This window comes from Agromyces sp. GL_144, assembly GCF_057834305.1.
This window is the reverse complement of sequence record NZ_CM174399.1, coordinates 338,682-363,019: the sequence shown is the minus strand read 5'-3', so window position 1 is coordinate 363,019 and position 24,338 is coordinate 338,682. Positions and strand designations below refer to the sequence as shown.

Sequence of the window (24,338 nt, the reverse complement as noted above, 5' to 3'; positions counted from 1 at the left end):
CGGTGCGTTCTCTTCAGGAGCCGTCACCCTGCCGACGCTACTCCCGCCACAGGGGGTTACGACAGAGCCGCTGCGGCGTCGGTCATTCCGGCGCCACGCCCTCCTGGAACGCGACGCCCTCGATGCTGGCGAACCTGGCCTGCATGACGGCGATCGCCTCGGGGTTCTCGTCGACGAGCACGAAGCGGCGGCCGAGCGTCGCAGCGACGGCGCCCGTCGTGCCCGAGCCGGCGAAGAAGTCGAGCACCCAGTCGCCCTCGCGCGTCGAGGCCTGCACGATGCGCCGCAGGATGCCCTCGGGCTTCTGCGTCGGATAGCCGGTCTTCTCGCGGCCCGTGGGCGAGACGATCGTGTGCCACCAGACATCGGTCGGCAGCTTGCCGAGCTCGGCCTTCTCGGGCGTGACGAGCCCGGGCGCCATGTACGGCTCGCGGTCGACCGCGGTCGAGTCGAACCAGTACTTCGCCGGATTCTTCACGTACACGAGGATCGTGTCGTGCTTGGTCGGCCACTTGCGCTTCGCCTTCGCGCCGTAGTCGTAGGCCCAGATGAGCTCGTTCAGGAAGCACTCGCGCCCGAAGAGCGCGTCGAGCAGCACCTTCGCGTAGTGCGCCTCGCGGTAGTCGAGGTGCAGGTAGAGCGTGCCGTCGTCGGCGAGCAGCCGCCACGCCTCGATCAGGCGCGGCTCGAGGAATCCCCAGTAGTCGTCGAAGCGGTCGTCGTAGCGCAGCAGGTCGCCGCGGATGCGCTCGTATCGCTTGCCCGCGAACCCCGTGATGGTTCCGGATGCGTCGGGCTCAGAGGCATCCGTCGCCGTCACCGGGATGCGCACATGCCTCGTCGTCTGCCGCTTCTGCGCGCGGCCGGTGTTGAACGGCGGATCGAGGTAGATGAGCGTGAAGCCGCCGTCGGGCAGGGTCGGCAGCACCGCGAGGTTGTCCGCATGGATGATGCGGTCGGGCTCGTCGGGGGTCACGCGCTCCAGTCTGTCAGGGCTGCGTCGAGACTGCGCCGAGACTGCGCCGAGCCGGCGTCAGACGTCGAGACGGATGCGACCCTTGAACCGGTCGGGGTCGTCTTCGTCGGCGTCGGCCGCCGCATAGGAGATGCCCTTGTCGCCATCGGGCGTGGGCGCAGGCGTGGGCAAGCGCGCCTGGCGGTCCTGCTCGACCTGCGCCTCGTACTTGCGGGGGGCGAAGACCTCGTCGCCGATCATCATGACGCCGCCTGAGCCGCCGCCGCCGCGCTTGGTCTTGTCGGAGAGGTCGATCCAGCCGCGGCTGATCGCGAGGGTCAGCGCGGCGACGGCGAGCACGCCGATGCCGAGCCACATCCACCAATCCATCCGGCGATTCTACCGGGCGTCGGCTGAGCCTTCCTCACACCGGGCGGCGTCCACCATTCGGGTGCCCCGCTCACAATTCAGGAACCCTGTGGTCGCGCGGGCCGAGATCGCGGGACGGGCGCTCACGAATGCCGCCCATAACCCGTGATGTTCCTGAATGATGAACACGAGCTCACGGCACGCGGTAGAGCCAATCGGGGGTCGCGAACTTCGACTCGACGAGCGCCTCGGCCTCGGCGAGCTCGTCGGGCGCGACGGTGCCGGGCGTCGCGCCGTAGAGGCCGACGAAGGTCTGGATGAGCGCCTCGATGATGGCCGCACGGCTGAGCCCGGTCTGCGAGCGCAGCGGGTCGACGCGCTTGGCCGCCGAGGCGATGCCCTTGTCGCTGATCTTCTCGCGGCCGATGCGCAGCACCTCGAGCATCTTCTCGTTGTCGAGGTCGTAGGCCATGGTCACGTGGTGCAGCACGCCGCCGGAACCGAGGCGCTTCTGCGCGGCGCCGCCGATCTTGCCGAGCGGGCTCGCGATGTCGTTCAGCGGCTGGTACGTCGCCTCGATGCCGATCGCGCGCAGGCCCTGCAGCACCCAGTCGTCGAGGAACGCGTACGAGTCGGCGAAGCTCATGCCCTGCACGAGCTCGGCGGGCACGTACAGCGAGTACGTGACGACGTTGCCCTTCTCCATCATCATCGCGCCGCCGCCCGAGATGCGGCGCACGACGTCGAAGCCGTTGCGCTCGGCGCCGTCGGGGTCGACCTCGTTCTTGACCGACTGGAAGCTGCCGATGACCACGGCCGACTCCTCCCACTCCCAGAAGCGCAGGGTCGGCTTGCGGCGTCCGTCGCCGACGCGGGTCGCGAGCACCTCGTCGAGCGCGAGGTGCACGCGCGGCGAGACGGCCGGGTCGTGGATCACCTCCCATTCGTAGTTGGACCAGCTCGTGGCATCCGTCAGCGCACGTCGCACCGCGACCGCGATCGCCTCGGGTGAGAAACCGAGCAGCACCGCGTCGGGCCTGAGGGCCGCGCTGATCGCCGCCGCGATGGTCTTGGCATCGGATGCCGCGGCCAGGCCGTCGAGCGCGCCGTCGATGTCGGCGAGGGCCTCGTCGGGTTCGAGGAAGAAGTCGCCCGCGACGCGGGGCGAGCGGATGACGCCGTCGACGACGTCGAAGTCGACGACCACGAGCTTGCCGCCGGGGACCTTGTACTCACCGTGCATCTGGGGCATGACGGACAGCCTACGACCGTCGGGCGCCGCCGCGCCCGGCGACCCCGAGCGACGGGTACGCGGGCAGCTCGATATCGGTCGCGAACAGGTCGGTGAGCTTCATCATGCCCGCGAACAGGAGCCGGTTGCGGAACGTCGCGTTGCGCATGGCGATGCGCCACCGGCTCGGCGGCGCGAGGAACGGGCCCGCGTTGCCGCTGCGGGCGACCTTCGAGTAGCGGAGCATCCGCTCGTCGTATCGGGCGAAGGCCGCACGGTGGTCGCCGCCGGATTCGGCGAGCTCGCCCGCGAGCACGTACGCGCCGACGATCGCGAGCCCCGTGCCGAAGCCGCCGAGCGTGTTCGCGTAGCCGGCGTCGCCCAGGAGCGCGACCCGGCCGCGCGTGAAGCCGGGCATGTGCACGCGGTTCAGGCCGTCGAAGAAGAACTCGTCGGCGGCCTCCACCTGCTCGAGCACCTCCGGCACCCGCCAGCCGGCATTCGCATAGGCGTCGGCGACGATGCGCTTCTGCTGTGCGATGTCGCGGCGGTCGACCTCGAGCTTCGGCGACGCGAACACGAGCAGCGCGGGCGCCTTCGCGCCGCCGACCACGACGAGGCGGCCCGGTTCGTTGTACCAAGGGGCGGCGGGGCGTTCGAGCCCGCGCTGCTCGTTGCCGTCGTCCACCGGTTCGCCCCCTGTCACGCGCGACGCGTTCACGCCGACGACCGCGTAGTAGTGGCCGAGGAAGGTCACGTAGTCCTCCTCGGGTCCGAACGCGAGACGCCGCACCGAGGAGTGCACGCCGTCGGCGCCCAGCACGAGGTCGAACTCGCCCGTGCGCCCGCCCGCGAAAGTCACCTCGACGGCATCGGGCCGCTCGTGCATGGTCGCGATGCGGTCGCCGAAGACGTACTCGACGTCTCGGGCCGTGCGCTCGAAGAGCAGCCGCGCGAGGTCGCCGCGCGCGATCTCGACGTCGCCGCCCGTGAACTCGTGCGGCATGACGGCGCGAACCCGGTCGTCGGCGTCGACGAAATGCGCGTCGACGGGCTCGGTGCGCAGGTCGTGGATCGCCTGCCACAGGCCCATGCGTTCGAGCACGGCGCGGTGGGTCGCGCCCTTGAAGTCGACGGCCTGCCCGCCGGGGCGGAGCGATGCCGCCTGCTCGACGACGGTCACCTCGTGGCCGGCCCGGCTCAGCCAGAACGCCGCCGCCGGGCCCGCGATGCTCGCGCCTGAGATCAGTACCTTCATGGTGTCCTCCTCGGACTGATTCGCGTAACTGTTTCTCCCAGACACATATTAGTATCTGGTAGACACAGAAAGTCAAGAACTGATTTCCTCGCGGCCTCATGGCCTGCGACGGATGCCGATGGAAGCCCGAGGTGCGCATGTCCGAACCGACCACGACGAGCCTGCTCTGGTCGACGCCGCAGCGCCCGCGACGCGGGCCGCGACCGCGCGTGACGCTCGACGAGATCGTCGCGACCGGCGTGCGCATCGCCGACGCCGAGGGCCTCGACGCAGCGTCGATGCAGCGCGTCGCCGACGAGCTCGGACTCACGAAGATGGCGCTCTACCGATACGTGCCAGGGCGGGCCGAGCTCGTCGAGCTCATGATCGACTCGGCGATCGGCGCGGCTCCTGCGACTTCCCCTGCGACTTCCCCTGCGACTTCCCCTGCGACTTCCCTTGCGACTTCCCTTGCGGCCGACCGCACCTGGCGTCAGCGGCTCGAGGCCTGGGCGATCGCGATGCGCGACATCTTCTCGGAGCATCGGTGGCTCCTGGGGGCCGCAGTCGGCGCCCGCCCGTTCGGGCCCAACGAGCTCGGCTGGTCCGAGGCCGGACTCGCCGCGATCGACGGGCTCCCGCTGAGCGCTGCCGAGCAGCTCGACACCCTCGCCGTCATCGGCGGTCAGGTGCGGGGGCTCGCCGCGCAGATGGTCACTGAAGATGTCGAGGCCCGCCTCGGCGCGGTGCTCGCCGAGGTGCTCACCACGCACGCCGAGACGTATCCGCGCTCCGCGGCGGCGTTCGGCGCAGCCGACGCCGGCCGCGCCGGATCCAGCGCCGACGACGAGCGCGAGCAGGCACCGGACTTCGGCCTCGCGCGGATCCTCGATGGCATCGAGGCGCTCGTCGAACGGCGACGGGCGAGCGAATAGCGACGCTCCGAGGCATCCGTCGCGACCTCTCCCGACGATTCTCAGAGCGGATGTCGCGTGCCGATCGGGCGGCGAGTGCATACGCTGGCGGCATGACGACGTTCTTCCTGGCGCGGCACGGCGAGACGGTCTGGCACGCGGAGCACCGGTACGCGGGCAATTCGGATGTCGCGCTCACGCGGCACGGCCTCGGTCAGGCCGCGGCGCTCGGCGCCTGGGCGGTCGATGCGGAGCTCGACGCGATCGTCGCCTCACCGCTCAGCCGCGCGCAGCGCTCGGCCGCGCCCGCCGCGGAGACGACCGGGCTGCCGTTGCGCTCGGACGCCCGGCTCGTGGAGATCGACTTCGGCGAGGCCGAGGGCCTCACGCCCGACGAGCTCGTGTCGAGCTTTCCAGAGGAATGGGCCGCCTTCACGCGGGCACCGGCATCGAATCCGTTCCCCGGCGGCGAGACGGGCCGGGCCGGCATCGCGCGGGCCGTGCCGGTCTTCGATGAGCTCGTCGAGGAGTTCCCCGACGGGCGGGTGCTCGTGGTGGCGCACGCGACGCTCATCCGGCTGCTGTTCTGCGAGCTCGCGGGCATGGATCCCGACGGCTACCGCGACCTGCTCCCCGTGCTCGGCAACTGCCACGTGACGACGATCGTCTACCCGTGGGCGACGGAATCGGATGCGGCGCATCATCCGCGCATCCGGCTGCTGGGGTACGATGTGCCGCCCTGGCACGCCAAGATCTGACCGCTGCCGCCGGCAAGGCCTCGCGGACTACGGATGCCGCGGGGCGTCGGATTCCGCCGGTGGAGTCGCCGCCTGCGCCGGCGTCTTCTGCGCGTCCTGCGGATCCTGCGCGTCGTCGCGCAGCGCCCGAGTCGCGGTGCGCCACCAGCCGAACGCGACGCTCAGCGCCGTCACGGGTGCGGCGAGCCACACGAAGCCCGCCGCCCCTGGTCCGAACGTCGACCCGGTACCGGTCGAGCAGACGACCACTCCCACGGCGGTTCCGAGCGCCGCGAAGGCGATGACGTGGACGGCGCGCCGCGGCACCCGGCGGAGAGCCCATCCGAGCACGTATGCCAACGGCGCTCCGAGGAGGATGAGGGCGCCGATCGACCACGGCAGTGCGTACAGCCCGACGAAGAACATCCAGGGCAGGACCATGCCGAGTCCGGAGTCGATGTCCGCACCACCGGCCGAAGCGACGATTGCGGCGATGGCGGTCACCAGGCCGTACCCGATGGGGAAGAGCACTTGGAAGGCTGCCCAGGCGATGCCCGCTCCGCGCGCGAACTCGCCGAACGTGAAGGCCATCGGCAGCTCGGGGGTGCGCACGATTCGCCCGTACCGTGCGTCGAGATCGCTCGCGCTCATGCCCGGACCTCGCCGATCAGGTCGAGGAGCTCACGCATCGGTGCTCGCAACATCGGCAGGCGCGCGAGCGGCAGGGCAAGGCCCAGAAGCGTGAGTCCGCGGTCGAGCAGGCGAAGGGTTCGCTCCTGCCCTGGCGATGTGTCGTACACCCAGAACATGACGAGCTGGAGGTACGCCAGCCACAGGGCGGTCGGCAGCGAGCCCTCGAAGTCCGCGGGCAACGAGTGCTTCGCGCCGAAGACCGCGTCGCGGAACAGGCCGAGCACGACGTCGCGCGCGGGCTCCGATTCCGCCGAGAGCGGGTTGATCGGCGAGGTCGGCGAGACGGCTGCCGAGAGGAATCCGGGCGCGAGGCCGTGGAACGGCGCCAGCTTGGCGAGTCCTGTTCGGAAGACGATGCCGAGGCGTTCGACGAGACCGTCGCCGGAGGAGAGCAGCAACGGCAGTGCGGCGGCTCGATGTTCGAGCTGCACGCTGAGGTACAGCTCCTGCACGAGATGCTGCTTGGTCGGGAAGTAGTAGTAGGCGTTGCCCAGCGAGACGCCCGCATCCTGCGCGAGGCGGCGCATGGTGGTCTCGTCGTATCCGCGTTCGCGGAACGATGCCAGCGCTGCCTCGCGAATGGCCGCTCGCGTTCGTTCGCTCTTCGTTGGAGCGATGGCGGCGCCAGTTTCGAACATGTTCAAAAACTACTGGACTTCTGTCGACGGCGCAATGGATCGGGTGCTGAACGACGGCATCTCGATTTCCGAAGCCCTCCGAACCGGCCGTCGTTCAGAACGGCGGAGCGTCGCCGGGTGGAACCTGACCGGGTGGCGCTTGGCTGTGCAGCGCTTGGCTGGGCGGTGCTTGGCTGGGTGGTGCGGTGGGGATGCCGACCGGAGTTTCTGCAGGGGTGCCGGTGGGGATATGGGCCGGGATGTGGTGTTCGGGGTGTGTGGTGTGGGTGCTTCCGCTTGGTGAGGTCCATTCGAGGACGCCGCCGGCATGGTGTCGTACCGCCCAGGAGGTCTCGTGTTTGAGGTGGTGGTGTGCGGTGCAGAGGTGGGCGAGGTTGTCGAACGCGGTCGTGTTGCCGTACGCCCAGTCTTGGGTGTGATCGACCTCACTGCGCGACGCGCGACGGTTGCAGCCCGGGAACCGGCAGGACCCGTCGCGGACCTCGAGCCACCGCTTCAGGTCCGCCGGCGGACGGTACCGGGTGCGGTCCACGTCGAGCACGGTACCGGTGACGGGGTGGGTCAGGATCCGGGTGAACGAGGGTGCGTGGGCCGCGAGGCGGCGGGCGGTGTCGTCATCGATGGGGCCGTACCCGTCGAGCACGGCCGGCCCGACGGGCACATCGGCAACGGTGCGCGCAGCCGGGTAGGCGAGGAGAGTGAGCACCGGGACCGTGACGTGCACGCTCGGACGCACCGACGCGACCGCGCCGGCCAACGCCGCCCCGCACGGCAACGCCCCGTAGAGCAGCAGATCGCGCGCGGTATCGGCACGCACCTGATCGGGTGCGACGTGACCCGAAGCCGTGGAATATGCGACACCGGAAGCTTCGTCACCGGCCAACACGACCCGTGCCGTGCCGTCGAGACGGTCGGCGATCAGTGCGGCATCGGCCGCGGGCAGCAGCAGGTGCAACCAGCTCATGCCGTCACGCGCGGGTTCGAGCTCGACCCGACGAGTGGCCCGCGCCGCCCGATGCCGGTCGGCGAGGGATTCGGCCAGCAGCTCTTCACGAAGCGCTCGCGCCTTGCGTCGCAACGTCGCCGCGGACACCGTGACGGCCGCCTGCGCGAGGCGTTCATCGAGGCGGGACAACACCCCGTGCTCGTCATCGACGCCGGCGGTCTGCTCGATGATGACTCGCGCATGCTGCAGGGACAGATCACCGGCCCGCATCGCCGCCAACGTCGCCGGCAACGACGTCGACAACGTCCACGCCTCATCGACCTGACGTTGCATGCTGCGCTCGGACACCCGCAACGCCGTCGCCAACTCCGCCACGACACTGCGGTGCGCCATCTCACGACGACGCGAACCCGACACCGACGACGCCACGAACACCGCCTCAGCCCGCAAAGCGTGACCCAGCGCGAGGAACATCAGATCCACCCGCATCGACGCCTGCATCGCCTCGACCCGCTGCGCCCCCACCACCGCATCCACCAGGCCCGCCAACTGATCTTGCGCCACCGCATACGGCGAACGCACCACCAGGCCAGCCGCCGATTCAGCCGCCGATTCAGCCGCCGATTCGGTCGCCGATTCAGCCGCCTCGCCAGCAACCTCGACGCCCTCAACGGACCGCGACGCATGCGCCGAATCACCACCGAGATGGGGTGCTGAACCGTCGCTTCGCATACCTCGATTCTACCGCTGATTCCTCGCAGATTCGAAGATATATTCGATATCTGTGGGAGAACTGCCCGGCGGCCAGCCCGAGAATTCTGTCAGTCTCACTCGTTCCGACTTGACAGAGCTATCCGTTCATTCCCTTGACTTTCGAATCTTTGTTCGAGAGAATCGATGCATTGAAGCGAACACTGCGCCTCAGTAGTTCCTGCAATCCCGAGAAGTGCGTGGCACGCACCCTGACCGAAATCCAGATTCCGGCAGACGCCCCGCAATCGCGACTCAGTCGACCGCGAACCGCTCGTCGAGCCACGTGATGAGATCGTTCCGCACCTCGTCGCGATTGGTCTCGTTGAACACCTCGTGGCGGGCATCGTCGTACACGACGAGGGTCACGTCGACCAGCCCCGATCGACGTGCATACGACTTCGCGAGTTTCACGGCGCTCATCTCGCCGCCGAGCGTGTCGTCGGATCCGACCATGATCAGCAGCGGCAGCTCGGCGGGCAACCGACGGGCCGGTCGACCGAGCAACCGCATTGCATCGATCGTGCCGAAGAGCTTCCGCAGCGGAACCTCGGTCGTATACGGGTCGGCCATGAAGGCCGGCGCCACCGCGGGGTCTCGGCTCAGCCATTCGACCGGCGTCGGACCGAGGTTCTTATGACGGGCGTTGAGATCGCCGCCGTTCATATCGAAGAGCGTGCGGTAGGCCGTGCCCGTGAGCACGACCGCGTCGCAGTCGAGCGGGTGCCGGTTCAAGATGATCTGCGCCATGAGCGAGCCCCACGAATGCCCCAGCAGCACGAGGGGCACCTCGTCGCCCTCGGTCTCGCGGATGACGCCGGTGAACTGGTGCACGGCGTCGATCGTGGCGCGCAGACCGCCAGGTCCGAGACGGCCGATGCGATCGAGCTCCCCACCGTGCTGCTCGAAACCGGTCTGCCCGTGGCCGCGGTGATCATCGGCCCAGACCGAGTACCCGGCGGCGTTGAGCGCCTCGACGAGTTCGCCGTACCGCCCGATGTGCTCGCCGACGCCATGCGCGAGCTGCACGATCGCGGTCGGGTCCTCGACCCGCCACGCCTGGTAGTGGATGTGGACCCCGTGCGCATCGGTGAACGTCGGCATGCGCACATCATGGCAGGCGCGGCAGGCGCTCGGCAGTGTCGACTCGGGCACCCGCGGACTTCCGATCGCGAAATGCCGGAATCAGATGTCAGGGCAGGGTCAAGCCACGCGCGTGATCTCGACCGAGACGAACAGTTCGGATGCCCCGGGCCCGGCGTACACCCCGCGCAGCGGTGGCACGTCGCTGTAGTCGCGACCGCGACCGACGAGCACGTGCCGGTCGCCGATCTCGACGAGGTTCGTGGGGTCGTATCCGCGCCACTCCCCCGCGAACCATTCGACCCAGGCATGCGATTCGCCGACGACGGTCTGGCCGACGGATGCCTCGGGGTCGGGGTGCAGGTATCCCGAGACGTACCGCGCCGGAATGCCCACCGAGCGCAACGCCCCGAGCGCGACATGCGCGATGTCCTGGCACACTCCCCGGCGTTCGGCCCACGCCTCGGCGGCCGTCGAGTGCACGCCCGTGACTCCCGGCATGTACTCCATCGCGCCGCCGACCGCCCGGCAGATCTCGAGCGCGGTCTCACCGACGCTGCCGCTCCCGCCACCGCCACCGCCACCGCCGCTGTCACCGTCACCGTCACCGACACCGTCACCGACGTTCCCGCCGCCCCGAATCTCGTCGCGGATCTCCGCAGCGAGCGCGCGCACCTCCTCAGGAGGCTCGGTCGAGGCCGACAGCCCGCTCGCCTCCACGAGCGCGATGGTCGACGCCGCGGCGATCGCGAGCTCGTCCCAAGAGAGTTCGGTGCGCGGCAGCGGCCGAGGGTGCACCTCGACGAGGCTCGTCGCCGTGACCGAGAGCTCCTGGTGCGGGGTGAGCACCTCGAACGTCGACACACGCGTGCCCCAGTAGTCGAGGTACGAGTGCTGGCTGGCGCCCGGCCGGATGTCGAGCCCGGCCTGCATGACGAACTGGTGCCCGTCCGAATGCGGCAACATGCGCGCCTCGTTGTACGACGCGGTCGCCGGCTCGGCGTACGTGAATCCCGTGCGGTGCACGATGCGGATGCGACTCATGAGACCTCTCCGATCCAGACCGGCACGACGCTCGTCGGGAAGTACCGTGCCCTGATCGCCTCGCTCGCCGACGACGTCACCGCCTGCAGATGCTCCATGTTGCCGGTCAGGTCGACGAGGATGTCGGCGATCGGACGGTACTCGAGCTCGGAGCGGATCTGCCCGAGCAGTCGCCTCGCCTGGTCGGTCACACCGACACGACCGGCGCGCGGGTCGATCTCGCGCAGCGACTCCTCTGCACGGATGACGCTCGAGATGATCGACCGCGGGAAGAGCCGATCGAGCAGCAGGAACTCCGCCGCCGACTCGCTCGAGGGCATCCCGCGATAGCTGCGCAGGTACGCCTCGTACCCGCCGCAGCTGCGCAGGATCGTGGTCCAGCTCGGGCCGCTCGCCTCGGTCAGCGACCGGGTCGCGAGCAGCCGCGCCGTCATGTCGGCGCGCTCGATCGCGCGCCCGAGTGCGAAGAAGTGCCAGGCCTCGTCACGGCTCGTGGCCGAGTCGACGACCCCGATCGCGAGTGCCGACCGGTCGCGCACCCAACGGAAGAACTCGTGCGTCTTGTCGCTCGCGACGCGGCGCGGCATGCGCGCATTCGTGTGGTTCAAGGCCTCCCACAGCTCGGTCGAGACGATCTCGCGGGCCCGCCGGGCGTTCTCACGCGCGGCCGCGACCGAGTGCGCGATCGACGCCGGATGCTTCGGGTCGACCGCGAGCAACGCGATCACCTCGTCACGCCCGAGCGGCTCCTCGGGGTGCGCCTCGCTGCCCATGACCGAGAGCAGCGCGCGGCATGCGGTGTCCTCGTCGATCCACGGATCCTCGAGCAGCAACTGCAGATGCACGTCGAGGATGCGCGCGGTGCCGTCGCTGCGCTCGATGTAGCGCCCGATCCAGAACAACGACTCGGCGATGCGGCTCAGCATGACGAACCCTCCTGATCCGAGCAGAGCGGATGTCGCGGCATCCGCTCGCGCGACTGCCGCTGCTGCTGTTGTTGCTGCTGCTGCTGCTGCTGGCGCACGGGGGCCTCCTCGTCCTGCGGCGAGGCGGTCACCGGCGAGGAGCGGTGCGGCGACTCCGCAGCGACGGCGGATGTCGCGGGGCCGGCCTGCGCTGCCGAACCAGCCGACGCCGGTGGCGTGTTCGGCGAGGCCTGGTCGGCCACCAACGCTCCGACATTGCGGCTCCGAGCCGACCCGGAACCAGACGCCGACACCGCGGGCAGCCGAAGTCCGCCCGTATCGGTTGGCCCGGCCGCGGATTCGAGCACCCAGGTGTCCTTGGATCCGCCGCCCTGACTCGAGTTCACGACGAGACGCCCCTCCGGCAGGGCGACCCGTGTGAGCCCTCCTGGCAGCACCCACACCTCGTCGCCGTCGTTGACCGCGAACGGCCGGAGGTCCGCGTGCCGCGGGCGCAGGCCGTCCTCGACGAGCGTCGGGATCGTCGAGAGCTGCACCACGGGCTGCGCGATCCAGCCGCGTGGGTCGGCGAGCAGCCGCATCCGCAGTTCGTCGAGCTCGGCCTTCGAGGCATCCGGCCCGATGACCAGTCCCTTGCCACCCGACCCGTCGACCGGCTTCACGACGAGCTCGTCGAGGCGATCGAGCACCTCGGCGAGCGCATCGGGCTCCTCGAGCCGCCACGTGTCGACGTTCGGGAGCACGGGTTCCTCACCGAGGTAGTAGCGGATGAGATCGGGCACGTAGGTGTAGACGAGCTTGTCGTCGGCGACGCCGTTGCCCACGGCGTTCGCGATGGTCACGTGGCCGAGACGGGCCGCGAGCATGAGCCCGGGAGCGCCGAGCACCGAGTCGGGGCGGAACTGCTGCGGATCGAGGAACTCGTCGTCGACCCTTCGGTAGATCACGTCGACACGGGTGGGGCCCGCGGTCGTGTGCATCCACACGCGTCCGCCCGACGAGAAGAGGTCGCGCCCCTCGACGAGCTCGACGCCCATGAGTCGCGCGAGCAGCGTGTGCTCGTAGTACGCGGAGTTGTGCACGCCGGGCGTGAGCACGACGACGGTCGGGTCCTCGATGCCCTCGGGTGCACTCGCGCGCAGCGCCTGCAGCAGCTTGTTCGGGTACTCGCCGACCGGTCGCACCCGCATCGACGTGAACAGTTCGGGCAGCGTCTGCGCCATGACCCGGCGGTTCGAGATGACGTAGCTCACGCCGCTCGGCACGCGCACGTTGTCCTCCAGCACACGCCAGTCGCCCTGCTCGTCGCGGATCAGGTCGATGCCCGCGACGTGGATGCGCACGCCGTTCGCACTCACGATGCCCGCCGCCTGCCGGTGGAAATGCGTCGACGAGCTGATGAGGCCCGCCGGGATCACGCCGTCGCGCACCGCGAGCTGCGGCCCGTAGACGTCGGCGAGGAACCGCTCGAGCGCCCGCACCCGCTGCACGACGCCGGCCTCGGCGCGCGCCCAGTCGGTCGCCGAGATCACGCGCGGCACGGCGTCGAGCGGGAACGGGCGCTCCTCCCCCGCGAAGTCGAACGTCACGCCCTGCGCGAGGTACGAACTCGCGAGCGCCTCGGTGCGACCCCGCAGTTCGTCCTGCGACATGCGGGCGAGCGCGGGGTACAACTCGCGATACGGCTCGCGCACATCGGTCGTGCCGTCGGGGAACATCTCGTCCCATGGCCGGCCCGCGCGGCGCCGCCGGCGCGCCGCGATCGTGCCGCCCGTGGCGTATCCATCGAAAAGGGTTGCCATGACGAGAGAATTCCACTCCGCCGTTTCCGGCCCGTTTCCGGCGTGGGTCGTACGCGAGCGGATGCCCCGACGCAGCCTCGACGGGTGGCGGCATCCTCTGCTCGAAATTTGCTTAGCAAAACTAATGAGCTAAGCTAAGCATCTATGACCACGATCTCGGAACAGGCCGCGCAGGTTCGCCTCGCGACGGTGCGGCTGGCCCGACGCATCCGCGCCCAGAAGTCCGATGACCGCGTCACCGACAGCCAGATGACCGTGCTCATGCACCTCTCGAAGCACGGAGCCATGACGCTGTCGCAGCTCGCCGAGGCCGAGCGCATCAGCGCCCCCTCGATGAACCGCACGGTCGACTGCCTCGAGACCGACGGCCACGTCACGCGCACGCCAGACGAGACCGACCGCCGCAAGACCAACATCTCGCTCACCGCAACGGGCGAGGGCGTCGTCGCCGCGACGGTGAGCGTGCGCAACGCCTGGCTCACCGAGCACCTGCGGCACCTGAGCGCCGACGAGCGCGCGACCCTCGTGACCGCCGCCGAGATCATGGGGAGGCTCGCCACCGCGTGAGTGCGATGTTCCGATCCCTCTCGGGATTCAACTACCGCGTCTGGTTCATCGGCGCCCTCGTCTCGAACGTCGGCGGATGGATGCAGTCCACGACCCAGGACTGGGTCGTGCTCACCGAACTCACGCACAACAACGCGGCCGCCGTCGGCACCACCATGGCACTGCAGTTCGGCCCGCAGCTCGTGCTGGTGCCCATCACCGGCGCGGTGATCGACCGCTTCGACCGACGCAAGGTGCTCCTGGCCACCCAGTCGGCGCTCATGCTGCTCGCCATCGCACTCGGCCTGCTGCTGCTCGGCGGGCACGCGCAGCTCTGGCACGTCTACGGCTTCGCCCTCGCGTTCGGCATCACCAGCGCGTTCGACGCACCCGCCCGGCAGACCTTCGTCTCCGACCTCGTGAGCGGGCCGAACGCCTCGAACGCGGTGGCGCTGAACGCGGCCTCCTTCAATGCCGCGCGGCTCATCGGCCCGGCGGTCGCCGGAGGACTCATCGTGCTCGTCGGCTCGGGCTGGGTGTTCATCATCAACGCCCTCACCTTCGTCGCGATGATCGCCGCCCTGCTCGCAATGCGACGGCGTGAGCTCATCGTGCATCCACGCTCGCCCCGCAAGGGCAACGCGCTCGTGCAGGGCTTCCGCTACGTCGGCGGGCGCAGCGACCTCGTCGTCGTCCTGGTCATCGTGTTCCTCGTGGGCGCGTTCTGCATGAACTTCCCGATCTTCTCCTCGACGATGGCGGTCATGTTCGGCAAGGGTGCCGGCGAATACGGCGTGCTCTCCTCGATCCTCGCGATCGGCTCGCTCACCGCCGCCCTGCTCGCGGCGCGGCGGGCCAGGGCTCGGCTGCGCGTCGTGTTCATCAGCGCGGGTGCGCTCGGCCTGGCCTCGCTCATCGCCGCGTTCATGCCGACCTACGAGAGCTTCGCGGCGTCGACGATCCTCATCGGATTCAGCACCGTCACCCTGCTCACGACCGCCAACGGGTACGTGCAGACGACCACGGCCCCCGAGGTGCGCGGGCGCGTCATGGCGCTCTACGTCGCGATCCTCATGGGCGGAACCCTCATCGGCGCTCCCACGGTCGGCTGGGTGGCCGACGCCGCCGGGCCCCGTTGGGCCCTCGGCGTGGCATCCGTCGCCGCCTTCGTCGCCCTCGGTGTCGGCGTGGCCTGGCTCATGGTCGCGCGCGGCCTGCGCGTCACCCACATGCCGCAGCGGCGCTGGCGCTTCGGTCTCGCCTGGGCCGCCTCGGCCGAGGCCATCGCCGACGGCGACCGCGTGTCGGCCCCCGCGACCGGGTCGATCGGGGCGATCGCCGATCGCGACGAACCGGGCTATTCCGACGACGTGGACTTCTCCGACGAGGTCGCGATGACCTCGCCGATCCGGCTGCCGAAGCTCGCGGGGCACGGCGGCGGGCACGGGCCCGGGCACGCCGGGCGGGCGCATGGGCGAGACCGGGCGGATGCCGCGGGGCCGGCGAACGACGAGCACGAACCCTCGAACCAGCCGCGCTGACCCGCGCGTTCCACCCGTCGACGCCCTTGCGCCACCCGGCTCAGACCGCGCGCGTGGACTCCCGCACCACGAGTTCGGGCTGGAAGACGACATGCTCGTGCACGTGCTCGTCGGAGCCGGAGCCGGACGCCGCGGCGGCGGCCTCCTTCAGCAGCAGGTCGACCGCGGTGTAGCCGATGAGCGTCGCCGGCTGGCGGATCGAGGAGAGCGGCACCACGGCCGCCGACGCGAAGTCGATGTCGTCGTAGCCGATGAGCGCGATCTCGTCGGGCACGCGCACACCGCCGCGCATCGTGAGCGCCTGCAGCACGCCCATCGCGAGCAGGTCGTTCGCGGCGAAGATCGCATCAGGACGAGCGGATGCCTCGCGCTCGCGCACGGACTCCCCCGCGGCGCGACCCTCGAGCACGGTCAACGACTCGGTCGAGACCACCTCGAGCGTGGCATCCGGAACCTCGGCGACCGCACGCCTGGCGCCCTCGAGGCGGTCGGCGACCTGCTGCAGCGACGCCGGCCCGCCGACGAACGCGATGCGACGGCGCCCGGTCTCGAGCAGGTGCCGCGCGGCGAGCTCCCCGCCGACGACGTCGTCGACGGCGACCGACGAGAAGGCCCGGTCGGGCGATTCGCGGTCGACGAGCACGACCGGGGTGCCACGTTCGCGCAACCTCGCCAGGCGCGGCATGTCGTCGGCGAGCGGCGAGATGAGCACGCCGTGCACCCGCTGCTCCTCGAACAGGTCGAGGTAGGCGCCCTCGCGCGTCGTGTTCTCGTCGCTGTTGCCGAGCAGCACCGTCATGTGCTCTTCAGCCGCGCGATCCTCCGCGCCGCGGGCGACATCCGTGAAGAAGGGGTTGCGCACGTCGAGCACGACGAGGCCGATGCTCCGACTGCGACCGGCGCGCAACTGGCGGGCCGCGTCGTTGCGCACGAAGCCCAGCTGCTCGATCGCGGCCTGCACGCGCTCGACGGTGGCGGGCGCGACGATCTCGGGCCGGTTCAGCACGTTCGAGACCGTGCCGACCGAGACGGACGCCGCGAGCGCGACATCCTTCACACTGACCGCCATCGGGTGCCCCTCCGTTCGATGCGCGTGATCGCGAGCGCTCCGGCCATGATGTCAGGAAACCTGCTCACCGCCCTCGCACGGTGCCGGGCGTCGCCGAGGAGCTCGCCGTCGAGCGCCGCACGACGAGTTCGGGCAGGAACACGGTCTGCCGAGGGATGAGGTCGGAGTCGGCGGTCTCCTCGAGGAGGATCCGCAGCGCGGTGCGCCCGATCATGCGGCTCGGCTGGCGCATCGACGAGAGCGGCACTGCGGCCGCCGCGGCGAACGGGATGTCGTCGAAGCCGATGATCGCGATCTCGTCGGGAACGAGCATTCTGCCGTCGACGACGAGCGCCTGCAACAGGCCGAGGGCGATGAGGTCGTTCGCCGCGAACAGCGCATCGGGGCGGTCGCCGCGCGGCCGGGCGAGGATGCGGGCACCTGCCGCCACTCCGTCGGCGACCGTCGTGGCCTCGGTCGCGACGACCTCGACCTCGACCGGCGCGACGGCGTTCTCGGCGGCGACGCGTGCGCCGGCCAGGCGGTCGCGAACCTGCTGGATCTCGAACGGGCCGCCGACGAACGCGATGCGGCGCCGACCGGTCTCGATGAGGTGGTCGACGGCCATGCGCCCGCCGGCGACGCTGTCGACCGAGACGGAGCTGAACCGTCCGTCGCCGCTGAACCGGTCGACGAGCACGGCCGGTATGCCGCGCGCCCGCAGCCGCTCCAGGCGCGGGTGGATGTCGCCGTACGGCGAGATGAGCACGCCGCGCACCTGCTGCTCCTCGAAGAGGTCGAGGTACATGCGCTCGCGCGCGACATCCTCGTCGGTGTTGCCATAGAGGATCGCGAGGTTGTGGCTGCTGGCCTCGTCTTCGGCGCCGCGAACGACGTCGGTGAAGAAGGGGTTCTGGCCGTCGAGCACGACGAACCCGACGGTGGTGCTGACGCCGGCGCGCAGCTTGCGAGCGGCGTCGTTGCGCACGTAGCCGAGCTCCTCGATCGCCCGGTTCACCCGATCGACGGAGTCGGGCGAGACGTCACCCGGACGATTCAGCACGTTGGAGACCGTGCCGACCGAGACGCCGGCATGCTCGGCCACGTCACGGATGCGCACTCCAGCCATGTCAGCTCCTTCGCCGATCGGGGCCCGGTCATGGGCCTGCCGCGTCTGTCTCGCCTGCCGCTCGTCATCGGCGACTTGACCGACGATGAATCGTTCCATACAGTATCCCTGAATCGTACATGAATCGATTCATTCAGATTCAACCTCGATGAGGAGGCCATCGTGCAGACGGACTCGCCGCAGACGCCGGCGCCGCCCATGCTTGAGCTCTCGAGGGTCGTCAAGTCCTTCGGACCGGTGGTCGCCCTCCGCTCCGGAAGCCTGCGGCTCCAGTCAGGCTCCATCCACGCGCTCGTCGGCGAGAACGGCGCGGGCAAGTCCACGCTCGTGAAGATCGTCGCCGGGCTCTACCGGCGCGACGCCGGCGAGTTTCGGCTCCGCGGCGAGGACGTCGACTTCACCTCGACAGCGCAGTCCAAGGCGGCCGGCATCGCGGTCATCTACCAGGAGCCGACCCTCTTCCCCGACCTCACGGTCACCGAGAACATCTTCATGGGCCGCCAGCCCGTGAACCGCTTCGGGCGCATCGACCGCAAGGCCATGCGTCGCGAGGCCGAAGAGCTCTTCCAGCGACTCGGCGTGCGCATCGACCCCGAACGGCCCGCGGAGGGCCTCTCGATCGCCGACCAGCAGGTCATCGAGATCGCCAAGGCCGTCTCGCTCGACGCCCGCGTGCTCATCATGGACGAGCCGACGGCCGCACTCTCGGGGGTCGAGGTCGACCGGCTCTTCGCCGTCGCACGGAGCCTGCGCGACGAGGGCCGCGCGCTGCTGTTCATCTCGCACCGCTTCGACGAGATCTTCGCCCTCTGCGACACCGTGACCGTCATGCGAGACGGCTCCTACGTGGCCACCACGCCCATCGCCGAGACCACCGTCGACGAGATGGTGCGCCAGATGGTCGGACGCGACGTGACCGAGCTCTTCCCGAAGACCCCGGCCGAGATCGGCGAGCCGCTGCTCGAGGTCGAGGGCCTCACCCGGGCCGGCGTCTTCCACGACATCGCGTTCTCGGTGCGCGCCGGCGAAATCGTCGCCCTCGCCGGACTCGTCGGCGCCGGCCGCAGCGAGGTCGCACGTGCCGTCTTCGGCGTCGACGCGTACGAGTCCGGGTCGGTCCACCTCGAGGGCCGCGTGCTCCCGAAGGGCCGGCCCGACCGCGCGATCCGCGCGGGCCTCGCCCTCGTGCCCGAAGACCGGCGCAAGCAGGGACTCGTGCTCGAGTCATCCGTCGCCCGCAACGTCTCGCTCGTCATCCGCGACCAGCTCGCGAAGGCCGGCATCATCACGAGCGGCGTCGAGAACCGGGCGGCGAAGGTCTGGGCCAGCAGGCTCGAGGTGAAGACGAACGCGCTCAGCACGATCGCCGGCACGCTCTCGGGCGGCAACCAGCAGAAGGTCGTGCTCGGCAAGTGGCTCGCGACCGAGCCGACCGTGCTCATCATCGACGAGCCGACGCGCGGCATCGACGTCGGCACGAAGGCCGAGGTGCACCGCCTGCTCTCCGAACTCGCGGGCAGGGGCATGGGCATCCTCATGATCTCGTCCGAGCTGCCGGAGGTGCTCGGCATGGCCGACCGCGTGCTCGTGATGCGCGAGGGGCGCATCACCGCCGAGATCGACCGAGCCGATGCCACCAGCGAGAACGTCATGTTCGCCGCGACCCACGCCACCGGAGCCCACGCATGACCGCCGCCCCCACGCCGACGCCGTCTGCTCCCGCCGGCGCCCCCGCCCCCGTGATCGAGAAGACCGCCGTCACGAAGCGCCTGCAGGCCGTCGGCGCCGCCCGCGAGTTCGGCATCCTGCTGGCGCTGGTCATCGTCGTCGTCGCGGCGACGGTCTCGAACCCCAACTTCCTGTTCAGCAGCGACGGATGGCGCGACCTGCTGCTGACCCCGTCGATCCTGGTGCTCGTGGCGATCGGCCAGGCGATCGTGCTCATCACGCGCAACGTCGACCTCTCGGTCGGATCGATCCTCGGCCTCTCGGCCTATCTGACCGGACGCCTGTTCATCGACATCCCCGGCATCCCGATCCTGGCGGTGTTCGCCGCGGCCGTCGTGTTCGGCGGCCTGCTCGGCCTCGTGAACGGCGCACTCGTCGCCTACGCGAAGGTGCCGGCCATGGTCATCACGCTCGGCACGCTCTACGCGTACCGCGGCATCAACGTGCTCTGGACGGGCAGCGACCGGGTCAATGCCTCCGACCTGCCGAAGGACTTCCTCGCGCTCGGCACCGGACAGATCCTCTGGATCCCGATCCTGACGATCATCGCGCTCGTCGTGCTCGTGGCCGTCGGCTGGATCATGAAGAACACGCGCAGCGGCCGCGAGTTCTACGCCATCGGTTCCGACCCCGCGGCGGCCGAGCTCTACGGCCTCCGCGTCACGCGTCGACTGCTCATCGCCTTCGTCTCCTCCGGCGCACTCGCCGGACTCGCCGGGGTGCTCTATGCGGCCCGGTACGGAACCGTCAGCTCGCAGGCCGGCTCCGGCTGGGAGCTCGACGCGGTCGGCGCGGCGGTCATCGGCGGCGTCGCGATCACGGGCGGCGTCGGCTCCGTCTACGGCGCCGCCATCGGCGCCGTGCTGCTGCTCACCATCAATCGAGCCCTGCCCATCCTCGGCATCCCGGACTTCTGGCAGCGCGCGGTCGTCGGCGTGCTCATCATCGGCGCGATCGTGCTCGACCGCGTGCTGGCCGTGCGCCAGAAACGCAAGCTCATCGCAGCCAGAGAGGACGACTGATGACCACCGCGACCGCCACCGCCGCCCCAGCGCGCACCTACCGGGACTACGACCGCCCGCTCTGGCAGCGCGTCCTGCTCACCCGCGAGATGGCCATCGTCGGCCTGCTCGTCATCGTCGCCATCGTCGCCTCCTCGACCGTGCGCGGATTCGGCCAGCCGATCACGCTGACCTACCTCATCCTCGACGTCACCCCGATCCTGCTCATCGCGCTGCCGATGACGCTCATCATGATCACGGGCGAGATCGACCTGTCGGTCGCGAGCGTCGTCGGCCTGTCGAGCGTGCTCATCGGCGTGCTCACCCAGGCCGGCGTGCCGTTCGAGGCGGCCATCGTCATCGCACTCGTCGCGGGCGCCATCGCCGGCGCGGTGAACGGATTCCTCGTCACCGTCGTCGGACTCCCCTCCCTCGCCGTGACGATCGGCACGCTCGCCCTGTTCCGCGGGCTCGCGGTCGGCCTGCTCGGCACGACCGCGGTGACCGACTTCCCCGACTTCTGGACCGACCTCGCCAAGATGAAGCTCGCCGGCACCAACGTGCCCGCGGTACTGCTGCTGTTCCTGGCGCTGCTCGTCGTGTTCGTGGTGCTGCTGCACTTCACGCCGTTCGGCCGCGGCATCTACGCGATCGGCCTGTCGAAGTCGGCGGCCCACTTCTCGGGCGTGCATGTCGAGCGCACCAAGCTCGTGCTGTTCGTGCTCTCGGGCACCATCGCGGCCCTCGCAGGCGTCTACTACACGCTGCGCTTCGGCAGCGCCCGCGGCGACAACGCGACCGGCCTCGAACTGCAGGTCATCGCGGCCGTCGTGCTCGGCGGGGTCTCGGTGTTCGGCGGACGCGGCGCGATCCACGGCGTCATCGCCGGCGTGCTCCTCATCGGCATCCTCGCGAGCGCCCTTCGTCTGGCGAACGTCACCTCCGATGTCATCAACATCATCACCGGCGTGCTGCTCGTGGCATCCGTGGTGTCCAACAGCTTCCTGGCCTGGCTGCGCACACGGCGCAGGGCACCAGGGGGAACCGCGCGCGCGAAGGCTTCCGCAGCAGGGTGACCGCCCGCGCACGCGTGTCGATGCGATCACCCATCGACCTCAACCGATGAAGGGAAAACAACGATGTTTCACAAGAAGTCCCGCGCAGCGGCCCTGGCCGCACTCGCGGTGAGCGTCGCGCTCATCGCGACCGGCTGCGCCGCCGGCGACTCGGGTTCCGACGGCGGCGACAGCGGTGACGGCGGCAACCTCGCCATCACCTTCCTGCCCAAGAACCTCGGCAACCCGTACTTCGACACCTCATCGACCGGCGCGAAGGAGGCCATCGACGAGTTCGGCGGCACCTTCGCCGAGGTCGGTCCGGCCGAGGCGACGCCCGACGGCCAGGTCAGCTACATCAACACCCTCACGCAGCAGGGCGTGGGCGCGATCGCCGTCTCGGCGAACGACCCCGAGGCGATCTGCGACGCGCTGAACGAGGCCCGCGACGCCGGCGTCAAGGTCGTCACCTTCGACTCCGACACGAATGCCGACTGCCGCGACCTGTTCATCAACCAGGCCGACGCGGAGGGCATCGCCAAGGTGCAGGTCGACCTCATCGCCGACCAGATCGGCGGCGCCGGCGAGATCGCGATCCTCTCGGCCTCGGCCAACGCCACGAACCAGAACGCCTGGATCGAGATGATGGAGGAGTACCTCGCGAGCGACTACCCCGACATCACGCTCGTCGAGACCGTCTACGGCGACGACGACGACCAGACCTCGTTCGACAAGACCGCGGCGCTGCTGCAGACCCACCCCGACCTGAAGGGCATCATCTCGCCCACCACGGTCGGCATCGCGGCTGCAGCCCGCTACCTCTCGACCTCGGACTACAAGGGCAAGGTCGCGCTGACCGGCCTCGGCACGCCGAACCAGATGCGCGAGTACGTCGAGGACGGCACCGTCACCGCGTTCGCGCTGTGGAACCCGGCCGACCTCGGCTACCTCGCCGCGTTCGCCGCGAAGGCGCTCATCGAGGGCGACATCACCGGAGCCGAAGGAGACACGTTCGACGCCGGCAAACTCGGCTCCTACGAGGTCGGCGCGGACGGCGTCGTGCTCCTCGGCGACCCGTTCGAGTTCAACGCCGACAACATCGGCGACTTCGACTTCTAGGTCGGATGTCGCGGCCGTGGCCCGGGCGGGCAGTCATGCCGTCCGGGCCACGGCCCTTCGCACCACCGCTTTCGGACCTCTTCCCCTGCGCGCACTCTGCGCCTAGGCTGGATTCGATCGGAAAGCGCATTCCCGTTGCGAAACGCGGTTCTTCGAGGTAGAGTCTTGAAACGATTCATAACGACGAGAGAGAGGCGAGCTCGATGACGAGCCCCGAGACGCCCGCGCCCGAACGCGTCTGCTTCCAGCTGCAGGTCGACCCCGCCCGCCTCGGCGGGTACCGCAAGCGGCACGCTGCCGTCTGGCCCGACATGCTCCGCGCGATCGAGGCATCCGGGCGCCGCAACTACTCGCTCTTCCTCCGCGCCGACGGCCTGCTCATCGGCTACTACGAGACCGACGACGACGAGGCATCCCAACGCGCGCTCGAGGCCGACCCGCGCACCGCCGCCTGGGAGGCCGACATGTCGGGCTACTTCGTCGCGCTCGACGGCTCCCGGCCCGACCAGGGCGCTCCGCGCCTCGACGAGGTGTTCCACCTCGAGGACCAGCTCGCCGCGCTCGCATCCGACCCCGCCGACCCCGCGGCGTCAGCCGACCACGCGGCATCCGCCACCGACACGAACCCAGACCGGCACGCGGCATCCGTCGCCGCCCCGACCGCAGAAAGCAGCACCTCGTGAGCACCTTCTCCGCAGACCAGCTGGCCCGGCTCGAGCAGCAGGCCATCGAACTCCCGAGCTGGGCGTTCGGCAACTCGGGCACCCGCTTCAAGGTGTTCGCGACGCCGGGCACGCCCCGCGACCCCTACGAGAAGATCGCGGACGCCGCGCAGGTGCACCGGCACACCGCGCTCGCGCCGAAGGTCGCGCTCCACATCCCGTGGGACAAGGTCGACTCCTACGACGACCTGCGCGCCCACGCCGAGGGCCTCGGCGTGCAGCTCGGCACGATCAACTCGAACACGTTCCAAGACGACGACTACAAGTTCGGCGCCCTCACCCACGAAGACGCGGCCGTGCGCCGCAAGGCCATCGACCACCACCTCGAGTGCATCGACATCATGGATGCGACGGGCTCGCGCGACCTGAAGATCTGGCTCGCCGAGGGCTCGAACTACCCCGGCCAGGCCGACCTGCGCGGCCGCCAGGACCGCCTGCAGGAGTCGCTGCAGGAGATCTACGCGCGCCTCGGCGACGAGCAGCGCCTCGTGCTCGAGTACAAGTTCTTCGAGCCGGCGTTCTACCACACCGACGTTCCCGACTGGGGAACGAGCTACGCGCAGGTGTCCGCCCTCGGCGAGAAGGCCATGGTCTGCCTCGACACCGGCCACCACGCGCCCGGCACGAACATCGAGTTCATCGTCATGCAGCTGCTGCGCCTCGGCAGGCTCGGCTCGTTCGACTTCAACTCCCGCTTCTACGCAGACGACGACCTCATCGTGGGCGCCGCCGACCCGTTCCAGCTGTTCCGCATCATCTACGAGGTCATCCGCGGCGGCGGCCTGAACAACCCCGACGTGGCGTTCATGCTCGACCAGTGCCACAACGTCGAAGACAAGGTGCCCGGCCAGATCCGCTCGGTGCTGAACGTGCAGGAGATGACCGCGCGCGCACTGCTCGTCGACGCGGCGGCGCTGGCCTCGGCCCAGAAGGGCGGCGACGTGCTCGAGGCCAACCGCATCTTCATGGACGCCTTCTACACCGACGTGCGCCCCGCCCTCGCCGAGTGGCGCGAGTCGCGCGGCCTGCCGGCCGACCCGATGGCGGCGTTCGCGGCCTCCGGCTACCTGCAGCAGATCGCGGCCGATCGTGTCGGCGGCGTGCAGGCGGGTTGGGGGGCCTGA

Annotated in this window: 23 protein-coding genes; 10 read left to right on the top strand and 13 right to left on the bottom strand. The window is 69.8% G+C overall.

The features are described from left to right. Positions 1-82: 82 nt before the first annotated feature. The 4 genes from AC3IPY_RS01570 to AC3IPY_RS01555 all read right to left on the bottom strand — a co-directional run bounded on the left by AC3IPY_RS01570 (position 83) and on the right by AC3IPY_RS01555 (position 3,813). Positions 83-976: a DNA-methyltransferase gene (locus tag AC3IPY_RS01570; RefSeq protein WP_489186239.1), complete on the bottom strand. Its 894-nt coding sequence runs from the start codon at positions 974-976 to the stop codon at positions 83-85. A gap of 57 nt (positions 977-1,033) precedes the next feature. Beyond that, positions 1,034-1,345: a hypothetical protein gene (locus AC3IPY_RS01565; RefSeq protein ID WP_489186238.1), complete on the bottom strand. Its 312-nt coding sequence runs from the start codon at positions 1,343-1,345 to the stop codon at positions 1,034-1,036. Positions 1,346-1,517: 172 nt separating this feature from the next. Further along, the gene (lplAB, locus tag AC3IPY_RS01560) at positions 1,518-2,567 is read right to left on the bottom strand and encodes a lipoate-protein ligase LplAB (protein ID WP_489188402.1); all 1,050 of its coding nucleotides are present in this window, start codon (positions 2,565-2,567) and stop codon (positions 1,518-1,520) included. A 19-nt stretch (positions 2,568-2,586) separates the two neighbouring features. Then, positions 2,587-3,813 carry an FAD-dependent monooxygenase gene (locus tag AC3IPY_RS01555; RefSeq protein ID WP_489186237.1) on the bottom strand — a complete coding sequence of 409 codons (1,227 nt, stop codon included), beginning with the start codon at positions 3,811-3,813 and terminating at the stop codon, positions 2,587-2,589. A gap of 137 nt (positions 3,814-3,950) precedes the next feature. Between AC3IPY_RS01555 and AC3IPY_RS01550 the strand changes: the two genes are divergently transcribed. Continuing rightward, positions 3,951-4,727 carry a TetR/AcrR family transcriptional regulator gene (locus AC3IPY_RS01550; RefSeq protein WP_489186236.1) on the top strand — a complete coding sequence of 259 codons (777 nt, stop codon included), beginning with the start codon at positions 3,951-3,953 and terminating at the stop codon, positions 4,725-4,727. Positions 4,728-4,819: 92 nt separating this feature from the next. Beyond that, positions 4,820-5,464, top strand: a complete 645-nt coding sequence (locus AC3IPY_RS01545) for a histidine phosphatase family protein (protein ID WP_489186235.1) — start codon at positions 4,820-4,822, stop codon at positions 5,462-5,464. Between the two features lie 27 nt (positions 5,465-5,491). Here AC3IPY_RS01545 and AC3IPY_RS01540 read toward each other — a convergent pair whose 3' ends face one another. The 7 genes from AC3IPY_RS01540 to AC3IPY_RS01510 all read right to left on the bottom strand — a co-directional run bounded on the left by AC3IPY_RS01540 (position 5,492) and on the right by AC3IPY_RS01510 (position 13,325). Further along, positions 5,492-6,094, bottom strand: coding sequence for a hypothetical protein (locus AC3IPY_RS01540; RefSeq protein WP_489186234.1), 603 nt, complete (start codon positions 6,092-6,094; stop codon positions 5,492-5,494). Further along, on the bottom strand, positions 6,091-6,774 hold the full coding sequence (locus tag AC3IPY_RS01535) for a TetR/AcrR family transcriptional regulator (RefSeq protein ID WP_489186233.1): 684 nt from the start codon (positions 6,772-6,774) through the stop codon (positions 6,091-6,093). The genes AC3IPY_RS01540 and AC3IPY_RS01535 overlap by 4 nt, the downstream gene beginning before the upstream one ends. A 94-nt stretch (positions 6,775-6,868) precedes the next feature. Continuing rightward, positions 6,869-8,452: an HNH endonuclease signature motif containing protein gene (locus tag AC3IPY_RS01530; RefSeq protein ID WP_489186232.1), complete on the bottom strand. Its 1,584-nt coding sequence runs from the start codon at positions 8,450-8,452 to the stop codon at positions 6,869-6,871. Positions 8,453-8,725: 273 nt separating this feature from the next. Further along, positions 8,726-9,574, bottom strand: a complete 849-nt coding sequence (locus tag AC3IPY_RS01525) for an alpha/beta hydrolase (RefSeq protein WP_489186231.1) — start codon at positions 9,572-9,574, stop codon at positions 8,726-8,728. Between the two features lie 99 nt (positions 9,575-9,673). Further along, positions 9,674-10,597: a transglutaminase family protein gene (locus AC3IPY_RS01520; protein WP_489186230.1), complete on the bottom strand. Its 924-nt coding sequence runs from the start codon at positions 10,595-10,597 to the stop codon at positions 9,674-9,676. Continuing rightward, on the bottom strand, positions 10,594-11,523 hold the full coding sequence (locus tag AC3IPY_RS01515) for an alpha-E domain-containing protein (RefSeq protein ID WP_489186229.1): 930 nt from the start codon (positions 11,521-11,523) through the stop codon (positions 10,594-10,596). Before AC3IPY_RS01515 ends, AC3IPY_RS01520 begins: the two co-directional genes overlap by 4 nt. After that, positions 11,517-13,325 carry a circularly permuted type 2 ATP-grasp protein gene (locus AC3IPY_RS01510; protein ID WP_489186228.1) on the bottom strand — a complete coding sequence of 603 codons (1,809 nt, stop codon included), beginning with the start codon at positions 13,323-13,325 and terminating at the stop codon, positions 11,517-11,519. Before AC3IPY_RS01510 ends, AC3IPY_RS01515 begins: the two co-directional genes overlap by 7 nt. 144 nt (positions 13,326-13,469) lie before the next feature. On the opposite strand from AC3IPY_RS01510, the gene AC3IPY_RS01505 reads away from it, so the two are divergent. Together AC3IPY_RS01505 and AC3IPY_RS01500 are read left to right on the top strand one after the other, a co-directional pair. Then, positions 13,470-13,892, top strand: a complete 423-nt coding sequence (locus tag AC3IPY_RS01505; RefSeq protein ID WP_489186227.1) for a MarR family winged helix-turn-helix transcriptional regulator — start codon at positions 13,470-13,472, stop codon at positions 13,890-13,892. Positions 13,893-13,897: 5 nt separating this feature from the next. Further along, complete coding sequence (locus tag AC3IPY_RS01500) at positions 13,898-15,412, top strand: MFS transporter (protein ID WP_489186226.1); 1,515 nt, start codon at positions 13,898-13,900, stop codon at positions 15,410-15,412. A gap of 40 nt (positions 15,413-15,452) precedes the next feature. Here AC3IPY_RS01500 and AC3IPY_RS01495 read toward each other — a convergent pair whose 3' ends face one another. Together AC3IPY_RS01495 and AC3IPY_RS01490 are read right to left on the bottom strand one after the other, a co-directional pair. Then, a complete protein-coding gene (locus AC3IPY_RS01495) occupies positions 15,453-16,481 on the bottom strand; it encodes a LacI family DNA-binding transcriptional regulator (protein WP_489186225.1) in 1,029 nt (342 codons plus the stop codon). A 64-nt stretch (positions 16,482-16,545) separates the two neighbouring features. Beyond that, the gene (locus AC3IPY_RS01490; protein ID WP_489186224.1) at positions 16,546-17,589 is read right to left on the bottom strand and encodes a LacI family DNA-binding transcriptional regulator; all 1,044 of its coding nucleotides are present in this window, start codon (positions 17,587-17,589) and stop codon (positions 16,546-16,548) included. Between the two features lie 198 nt (positions 17,590-17,787). Between AC3IPY_RS01490 and AC3IPY_RS01485 the strand changes: the two genes are divergently transcribed. The 6 genes from AC3IPY_RS01485 (at position 17,788) to rhaI (ending at position 24,338) form a co-directional block, all read left to right on the top strand. Then, positions 17,788-19,278 carry a sugar ABC transporter ATP-binding protein gene (locus tag AC3IPY_RS01485; protein ID WP_489188401.1) on the top strand — a complete coding sequence of 497 codons (1,491 nt, stop codon included), beginning with the start codon at positions 17,788-17,790 and terminating at the stop codon, positions 19,276-19,278. Then, the gene (locus AC3IPY_RS01480; protein ID WP_489186223.1) at positions 19,275-20,339 is read left to right on the top strand and encodes an ABC transporter permease; all 1,065 of its coding nucleotides are present in this window, start codon (positions 19,275-19,277) and stop codon (positions 20,337-20,339) included. Before AC3IPY_RS01485 ends, AC3IPY_RS01480 begins: the two co-directional genes overlap by 4 nt. Then, on the top strand, positions 20,339-21,394 hold the full coding sequence (locus AC3IPY_RS01475) for an ABC transporter permease (protein ID WP_489186222.1): 1,056 nt from the start codon (positions 20,339-20,341) through the stop codon (positions 21,392-21,394). Before AC3IPY_RS01480 ends, AC3IPY_RS01475 begins: the two co-directional genes overlap by 1 nt. Positions 21,395-21,457: 63 nt before the next feature. Further along, the gene (rhaS, locus tag AC3IPY_RS01470) at positions 21,458-22,492 is read left to right on the top strand and encodes a rhamnose ABC transporter substrate-binding protein (protein ID WP_489186221.1); all 1,035 of its coding nucleotides are present in this window, start codon (positions 21,458-21,460) and stop codon (positions 22,490-22,492) included. Positions 22,493-22,695: 203 nt separating this feature from the next. Beyond that, positions 22,696-23,175, top strand: a complete 480-nt coding sequence (locus AC3IPY_RS01465) for an L-rhamnose mutarotase (RefSeq protein WP_489186220.1) — start codon at positions 22,696-22,698, stop codon at positions 23,173-23,175. Next, on the top strand, positions 23,172-24,338 hold the full coding sequence (rhaI, locus tag AC3IPY_RS01460) for an L-rhamnose isomerase (RefSeq protein ID WP_489186219.1): 1,167 nt from the start codon (positions 23,172-23,174) through the stop codon (positions 24,336-24,338). The genes AC3IPY_RS01465 and rhaI overlap by 4 nt, the downstream gene beginning before the upstream one ends.

Coding starts and splice junctions, on each gene's coding strand:
- AC3IPY_RS01490 (WP_489186224.1), bottom strand. CDS start 17,589: ATGGCTGGAGTGCGCATCCGTGACGTGGCCGAGCATGCCGGCGTCTCG.
- AC3IPY_RS01525 (WP_489186231.1), bottom strand. CDS start 9,574: ATGCCGACGTTCACCGATGCGCACGGGGTCCACATCCACTACCAGGCG.
- AC3IPY_RS01535 (WP_489186233.1), bottom strand. CDS start 6,774: ATGTTCGAAACTGGCGCCGCCATCGCTCCAACGAAGAGCGAACGAACG.
- AC3IPY_RS01485 (WP_489188401.1), top strand. CDS start 17,788: ATGCTTGAGCTCTCGAGGGTCGTCAAGTCCTTCGGACCGGTGGTCGCC.
- AC3IPY_RS01540 (WP_489186234.1), bottom strand. CDS start 6,094: ATGAGCGCGAGCGATCTCGACGCACGGTACGGGCGAATCGTGCGCACC.
- AC3IPY_RS01495 (WP_489186225.1), bottom strand. CDS start 16,481: ATGGCGGTCAGTGTGAAGGATGTCGCGCTCGCGGCGTCCGTCTCGGTC.
- AC3IPY_RS01565 (WP_489186238.1), bottom strand. CDS start 1,345: ATGGATTGGTGGATGTGGCTCGGCATCGGCGTGCTCGCCGTCGCCGCG.
- AC3IPY_RS01520 (WP_489186230.1), bottom strand. CDS start 10,597: ATGAGTCGCATCCGCATCGTGCACCGCACGGGATTCACGTACGCCGAG.
- AC3IPY_RS01465 (WP_489186220.1), top strand. CDS start 22,696: ATGACGAGCCCCGAGACGCCCGCGCCCGAACGCGTCTGCTTCCAGCTG.
- AC3IPY_RS01530 (WP_489186232.1), bottom strand. CDS start 8,452: ATGCGAAGCGACGGTTCAGCACCCCATCTCGGTGGTGATTCGGCGCAT.
- AC3IPY_RS01500 (WP_489186226.1), top strand. CDS start 13,898: ATGTTCCGATCCCTCTCGGGATTCAACTACCGCGTCTGGTTCATCGGC.
- AC3IPY_RS01475 (WP_489186222.1), top strand. CDS start 20,339: ATGACCACCGCGACCGCCACCGCCGCCCCAGCGCGCACCTACCGGGAC.
- AC3IPY_RS01555 (WP_489186237.1), bottom strand. CDS start 3,813: ATGAAGGTACTGATCTCAGGCGCGAGCATCGCGGGCCCGGCGGCGGCG.
- AC3IPY_RS01545 (WP_489186235.1), top strand. CDS start 4,820: ATGACGACGTTCTTCCTGGCGCGGCACGGCGAGACGGTCTGGCACGCG.
- AC3IPY_RS01480 (WP_489186223.1), top strand. CDS start 19,275: ATGACCGCCGCCCCCACGCCGACGCCGTCTGCTCCCGCCGGCGCCCCC.
- lplAB (WP_489188402.1), bottom strand. CDS start 2,567: ATGCACGGTGAGTACAAGGTCCCCGGCGGCAAGCTCGTGGTCGTCGAC.
- AC3IPY_RS01505 (WP_489186227.1), top strand. CDS start 13,470: ATGACCACGATCTCGGAACAGGCCGCGCAGGTTCGCCTCGCGACGGTG.
- AC3IPY_RS01515 (WP_489186229.1), bottom strand. CDS start 11,523: ATGCTGAGCCGCATCGCCGAGTCGTTGTTCTGGATCGGGCGCTACATC.
- AC3IPY_RS01550 (WP_489186236.1), top strand. CDS start 3,951: ATGTCCGAACCGACCACGACGAGCCTGCTCTGGTCGACGCCGCAGCGC.
- rhaS (WP_489186221.1), top strand. CDS start 21,458: ATGTTTCACAAGAAGTCCCGCGCAGCGGCCCTGGCCGCACTCGCGGTG.
- AC3IPY_RS01510 (WP_489186228.1), bottom strand. CDS start 13,325: ATGGCAACCCTTTTCGATGGATACGCCACGGGCGGCACGATCGCGGCG.